General features: G+C 69.7%; 6 protein-coding genes and 1 pseudogene. 6 read left to right on the top strand and 1 reads right to left on the bottom strand.

Annotated features, from left to right (window positions below; translation table 11 throughout):
• The 5 genes from Q0S71_RS11630 to Q0S71_RS11610 form a co-directional block, all read left to right on the top strand.
• Positions 1-298: DNA-3-methyladenine glycosylase I (locus tag Q0S71_RS11630; RefSeq protein WP_295995316.1), on the top strand; the 298-nt coding region annotated here is incomplete at its 5' end.
• Positions 295-1989: an FAD-dependent 5-carboxymethylaminomethyl-2-thiouridine(34) oxidoreductase MnmC gene (mnmC, locus tag Q0S71_RS11625; protein ID WP_295995313.1), complete on the top strand. Its 1695-nt coding sequence runs from the start codon at positions 295-297 to the stop codon at positions 1987-1989. The genes Q0S71_RS11630 and mnmC, both read left to right, overlap by 4 nt.
• 85 nt (positions 1990-2074) lie before the next feature.
• The gene (locus Q0S71_RS11620; RefSeq protein ID WP_295995310.1) at positions 2075-2851 is read left to right on the top strand and encodes a HAMP domain-containing sensor histidine kinase; all 777 of its coding nucleotides are present in this window, start codon (positions 2075-2077) and stop codon (positions 2849-2851) included.
• Positions 2852-2906: 55 nt separating this feature from the next.
• Positions 2907-4571, top strand: a complete 1665-nt coding sequence (locus tag Q0S71_RS11615; RefSeq protein ID WP_295995319.1) for a tetratricopeptide repeat-containing response regulator — start codon at positions 2907-2909, stop codon at positions 4569-4571.
• Between the two features lie 120 nt (positions 4572-4691).
• Positions 4692-4907 carry a hypothetical protein gene (locus Q0S71_RS11610; protein ID WP_295995308.1) on the top strand — a complete coding sequence of 72 codons (216 nt, stop codon included), beginning with the start codon at positions 4692-4694 and terminating at the stop codon, positions 4905-4907.
• 43 nt (positions 4908-4950) lie between these two features.
• Here Q0S71_RS11610 and Q0S71_RS11605 read toward each other — a convergent pair whose 3' ends face one another.
• The gene (locus tag Q0S71_RS11605; RefSeq protein ID WP_295995305.1) at positions 4951-5700 is read right to left on the bottom strand and encodes a PhaM family polyhydroxyalkanoate granule multifunctional regulatory protein; all 750 of its coding nucleotides are present in this window, start codon (positions 5698-5700) and stop codon (positions 4951-4953) included.
• A 130-nt stretch (positions 5701-5830) separates the two neighbouring features.
• Here Q0S71_RS11605 and Q0S71_RS11600 point away from each other — a divergent pair.
• Positions 5831-6159 (top strand): annotated as a pseudogene (locus Q0S71_RS11600) (DUF3108 domain-containing protein); the annotation flags it as partial.

Raw genomic sequence — 6159 nt, 5'->3', positions numbered from 1 at the left:
CGTGCGCAACCGTCTGAAGGTGGCGGCGGCCATCACCAACGCGCAGGCCTACCTGCGCCTGCGCGCCGGCGGCACCACGCTGGACCAGTGGCTGTGGGCCTACGTCGGCGGCAAGCCGCTGGACGCCGCCGAGGGCCCGCGTCCGGCCAAGACGGAACTGTCGGACCGCATCTCCAAGGACCTGGCCAAGCTGGGGTTCAAGTTTGTCGGCTCGACCATCATCTACGCCTACATGCAGGGCGTCGGCATGGTGAACGACCATGCGCCGGACTGCTTCTGCCGGGCGCGCAAGCGATGACGCGGCGGGTGGTTCTGGACACGGAGTTCGGCCACGGCGAACGCTTCCTGGCCGAGTGGCGCCCCTTGCCGCAGCAGGGCATGCTGCATTACCTGGCGGTGACGCCGCAAGTGCCGTCCGTCGACGCGATGGCCGCCGTGCTGGCCGATCCGCTGGCCGACGCGCAGCTGCGCGCCCTGTGGCCGCTGAACGTGCCGGGCTTCCATCGCATCCTGCTCGACGACGGTCGCGTCACACTGGACCTGCTGGTCGGCGCGTTGGTCGCGGTGCTGCCGCAGATCGCCGCGCGGGTGGACGCCTTCCATGTCGCGGCATCGTTCCCCGCAGCGCTGGCGCGCAGCTTGTCGAAGCTGGCGGTGCTGGGCGCCACCCTGGACGCGCAGTCGCCGGACGAAGCGCTGGCCTGGGCGCTGACGTCTGCGGGCTTTGCCTGCCAGGCCGTCGACGGCACCCATGACCTCCGCGCGGTCTACCAGGGCCGCAAGCCGCAAGCGGAAGCGCCACCAGAACCGGTGCGCCGCGCGATCGTGATCGGCGCCGGCCTGGCCGGTTCGTCGGCCTGCCAGCGCCTGTGCGCCAGCGGCTGGCAGGTCACGCTGGTCGAACGCCACGCGGCGCCGGCGCAGGAAGCGTCGGGCAACCTGGCCGGCATCTTCATGCCGCTGCTGTCGAAGGACGACAACATCCCCACGCGCCTGAGCCGCGCCGCCTACCTGCATGCGCTGCGGCTGTGGCAGCGGCTGGGCGGCGTCGGTACCGCGTTCTCCGGCGCGCGCTGCGGCGTGCTGCAACTGGCGCGCGACGCCGCGCACGCGCAGGTGCAGCGCGATGTCATCGCGGCCTGGAATTATCCGGCCGACTACGCGCGCTGGCTCGACGCCGCCGCCGCCGGCGCGCTGCTCGGGCGCGCCACGCCGCACGGCGGCTGGCTGTTCGGGCAGGGCGGCTGGGTCCATCCGGCCTCGCTGTGCGCGGCGCTGCTGGCGGCCTGCGGCGCGCAGCTGCAGCGCGTGTTTTGCGCCGAAGCGCTGACGCTGCATCGCGTCGGCGATGAGTGGCAGGTGCACGGCCAGCCGCAGCCGGGCGGCGCCACGCTGATCGCGCAGGCGCCGACGGTGGTGCTGGCCAACGGCACCGGCGCGCGCGCGCTGGCGCAGTCGGCCGATTTGCCGCTGTCGGCGCTGCGCGGCCAGGTCACGCATCTGGCGGCCGCCACCATGCCGGCGCTGCCGCTGGTGGTGTGCCGAGAAGCCTATGTGACGCCTGCCGGGAACGGCATCGTGTCGGCCGGCGCGACCTACGACAACGACGACGATCCCCTCCTGCGCGCCGCCAGCCAGCACGAAAACCTGGAGCGGGTCGCCGAGATCCTGGACGGCGTCGATGTGGCCGGCGCGCCGCTGGCGGGCCGCGTCGGCTTCCGCTGCGCCGCGCCGGACCGGCTGCCGCTGGCCGGCGCGCTGCCCGATTATCCGAACGCGGGCCGGCTCGAACGGCTGCGCGACGTGCCGCGTCATCCGGGCCTGTATGGCTTGCTCGGCTACGCGTCGCGCGGCCTGATCTGGGCGCCGCTGATGGCCGAATTGCTGGTGTCGCAACTGGAAGGCGCGCCGCCGCCGCTGGAGGTGTCGCTGGCGGCCGCGCTCGACCCCGGCCGCTTCCTGCTCAAGGCGCGCCGCCGCAGCCAGTGAACGGCCTATCGGGCTATAATCGGCGGCAGCATGCTGTCAACCGCGCGCCGGCTGGGCGCGAACGCGTTTCGTGGAGAACTCAACGATGGAAGATCACGCGGGCTCACCAGAGCTGTTCCTGTTCCTGGCATCGACCGTGCACGACATGAAAAATTCCATCAGTGTCCTCAGCGGCACGCTGGAACAGCTGCTCGATGCCCGCGCGCCGGCCGCCGCCGCTCATGCCGCCGCCGCCGATGCCGATGCCGCCGACGCCACCCATGCCGATCCCGCCACCGCCTACCCGCAACTGGCGCAGATGCTCTACCAAAGCAAGCGCCTCAACGACAACCTGATCCAGCTGCTGGCCCTGTACAAGGACGTCGGCAAACCCTCTTACCCGTTCGAGCCGCAGCCGCAACTGGTCGGCGAGCTGATCGCCCAGGTGGCGTCGCAGGCGCGGGTGCTGCTGGCGTCCAAAGGCATCGCGCTCGACACCGACGTGGCGCCCGACCTGATCTGGTCCTACGATGAAGACCTGATGATCGGCGTGCTGGTCCACGCCATCAACAACGCCATCCGCTACACCGGCCGGCGCATCCGGCTGTCGGCCCTGCGCGACGGCGACACGCTGCAACTGTGCGTCGAGGACGACGGCCCCGGCTTCCCGCCGGCGCTGCTGGCGGCCGGCGTGGCGGCGATGGATTTGCCGGCCGCGCTGGCCTCGTCCAAGGTCGACTTCCTCACCAATAGCAGCGGCCTGGGCCTGTACTTCGCCAGCGAGGTGGCCAAGATGCACCGTCACCGCGAGCGCCGCGGCGGCATCGCCTTGTCCAACGGCGGCGCGCTGGGCGGCGGCGTCTTCACGCTGCGCCTGCCGTGAGCGGCCGCCACGGAGGACGCCCGCGATGACGCCCGCGCTGCCGACGACGACGACCATGCCGGCGACCGCGTCCGCCCCCAACCCGAACGCGCCGGTCGACTGGGCCGACAAGCGCTACCTGCTGATCGACGATTTCGCCGGCGTGCGCCAGCTGCTGCGCGAATCGCTGCGCAACCTGGGCGCCAAGCACATCGACCAGGCCGCCAGCGGCGGCGAAGCCATGGTGCTGCTGGCGCGCACCCACTACGACGTGGTGCTGTGCGATTACAACCTCGGCGAGGGCAAGAACGGCCAGCAGGTGCTGGAGGAAAGCCGCATCAAGCATTTGCTGCTGCCGAGCAGCGTGTGGCTGATGGTGTCGGCCGAAAAAAGCGTCGAGTCCGTGATGGGCGCGGCCGAGCACCGGCCGGACGCCTACATCATCAAGCCCATCACCGAGGGCGTGCTGCTGACGCGGCTGAACCGGGTCTGGACCCGCAAGCAAATCTTCCGCGACATCGACCAGGCCTTCGCCGACAAGGATTTCCTGCGCGCGGCCAAGCTGTGCGACGGGCGCATCGCCGGCGACCCGCTGCACGCCACCGACCTGCTGCGCATGAAGGCCGCCATGCTGCTCAAGAGCGGCGAGCGCGAGCTGGCGTGCGCCGTCTACGAGCGGGTGCTCGAGGAGCGCGACTACAACTGGGCGCGCACCGGCCTGGGCAAGATCCGCATGGCCAACGGCGAGCACGAGGCGGCGCGCCAGATGTTCCAGTCGGTGATCGCCGAAAACCGTTTTTATATCGACGCCTTCGACCAGCTGGCGCAGTCGTACGCGCTGATGGGCAAGCTCGAGGAGAGCTGCGACGTGCTGGAAAAGGCGGCCAAGCTGTCGCCCAATTCGGTGCCGCGCCAGCGCAGCCTGGGCCTGGCCGCGCTCAAGCTGGGCAATATCGCGCTGGCCGAAAAAGCCTTCCGCAAATGCATAGACATCGGCGAATATTCGATCTTGAAAACGGCGGACGCCTACCTCGGCCTGGCCCGCGTGTTCGGCCAGAAGAACGATGCCAGGGAGGCGCTGCGGCTGCTCGCCACCGTGGTGCGCGACTTCGCCGGCGACACGCTGGAGCTGCGCGCCAAGATCACCGAGGGCCTGGTCTACCACGAGAGCGGCGACTACCGGCGCGCGCGCAAGTCGGGCGACGAGCTCGAACTGATGCTGGCGGCGGAAAAAAAACGGCCCGACACGCCGACCTGCCTGGAGATGGCCACGCTGCTGTTCGCCGTCGGCGTCAAGGAGGCGCCGGTCGAGCTGTTATGCTACGTGGCGCGCAACAACCACGACAACATGCCCCTGCTCGACGACGTCCAGGCCGTGTTCGACCACGCCCGCATGGGCGAGGAGGGCCAGGCGCTGATCAAGGCGTCGCGCAAGGAGGCGGCCGACATGATGAACAAGGGCGTGCTGTTGTGGAAGACCGGCAAGGTGGGCGACGCCGTGCAGTGGATGCGGGTGGCGCGCGCCGCGCTGCCGAATAATTTGCGCATCCTGTTCAATTCGGCGCAGATCATCATCTCGCAATTGCAGCAGACCGGGTATGATCTCGCCCTGACCAGCGAGGCGACGGAGGTATTGATGCATGTCGACCGCATCGCCCCGGGCCAGCTACGCTTCGCCCAGCTGATGGAACAGCTGGCCGAACTGTCGCCGATCGGCTTTGCGCCGGCGGCCGGGGCGTGATCGCCTGACCACAGTCGCGCAGCCGGAACTTGTTTCCGCTGCGGCGAATGATTACACTGAACCGGTGCGCGGCCCGTCCGCGCATTGGCATCCTGAACCACACAACAAGGGCCACACCATATGCGCGATATCGCCAAAGAAGTTTACGAAAAAATGAAGGTCGGCAGCGCCGCCTGGATCCGTCCGGTCGCTGCCAAAGGCGACACCATCGATGTGTTCCAAAGCGCCCACGACGGCGCCAAGCAGCTGGCCGACGATGGCTTGATCAGCATCGTCAAAATCCAGCGCCAGGAAGACGGCCTGATCGACGCGATCCGCATCCAGCGCCTGGCCTGAGCCGGCGCCGGCCGGTCGAGGCAGCCGGCAAAAGCATCAGGAATCAGTCCTTGCTCGGCTTCGGCGCGGCGCGCTTGGCGGGGTCTTTCTTGACGGCTGTTTTGGCAGCGGCCGGTTTTGCGGCGGTGCCCGCATGCGCCGCCGAGCCGGCCGGCTTGGCCACGCCCGCCGTCGCGAACTTGCCGACCGCCTCGGTGGCGCGCGCGGCCGCGCCGCTGACGGCGTCCGGCGTCATGGCCGTCGACACGGCCTGCTTGAACTGGTCCTGCAGCAAATTCCACCACACCGTCGGATTGGCCAGCTGCGCGGCGGCGGCGTTGGCGGCGTTGCTGAAGGCATCCGGCTGGGCCTGTTCCGGCTTGGCCGCTTCCGGCGCCGCGCTGGCGGCCGGCGGTGGCGGCGCGGGCGGCGTCGCCCTGGTGGCGGCCTGGGCCGGATTCGGCGCCGCGTGGTGGAAGAAGGCCGACGCGTAAGGCACGGATTCGAACAGCGACTTGTGGTCGCTGCCCTGGTTGACGGCGGCGGCCATGCTGGCGCCGACCGACTTCAGGGTGGCGATGGTGCCGCGCTGTACTTCCAGCGCCTGTATGCTGCCGCGCAGCATGCTCATGTTCAGGTTCAGCCAGGCCTCGACCGCCTTGAGGTCGTTGATTTTCTTGTCCAGCTCGTCGACCGACAAGGTCGGCGCCGTCAGGCCGGGCACGCTCATCGAGCCCCACAGGTTTTTGACGAAATCGAGCGTGTCCGTCATGACGGCGGCGCCGGGGATGTGCGGCATGTTCGAAGTGGACATGGTGGGTCTCCTGAGGGGTGTGCGGCTAGCGTAGCAGATATTCCGGCGCCGTTTCAAGTTTTTTGACAACATTTCCCGCGCCGTCGGGCGGAACCGCGCGCCCCGCGCCGAACACGTTAAACTAGCGCCCATGACGATAGTATCTTCCCTTTTGCAACGGCGCCGCCTGCTGCTCCTAATCGCGCTTACGCTGGCGCTGCACTACGTGACAATCGACTGGGTCGGCGCGCGCATCGGCGCGCAGCGTCCCCACCCGCCCCGGGCCGAAGCGTCGCCCGTCACGGCCCAGCTGCATCTGGCGCTGCCGGCGCGGACCACGGCCGCCAGCGCGCCGCCGCCGCGGATCGCGCCGCTGCCGCCGTCGCCGGTGCGCCATATCCGCGCCGCGCCGCCGGCCCTGGCGGCTCTGCCCGAGCCGGCGGCGTCCGCCAGCGCGCAGGCCGAGAACGACGCGGCGCT

The sequence above is a fragment of the Rugamonas sp. genome (assembly GCF_025354735.1).
Taxonomy (GTDB): Bacteria; Pseudomonadota; Gammaproteobacteria; order Burkholderiales; family Burkholderiaceae_D; genus Rugamonas.
Note: the sequence above shows the minus strand (reverse complement) of the source record. Positions and strands in the feature narration are given on the sequence as shown.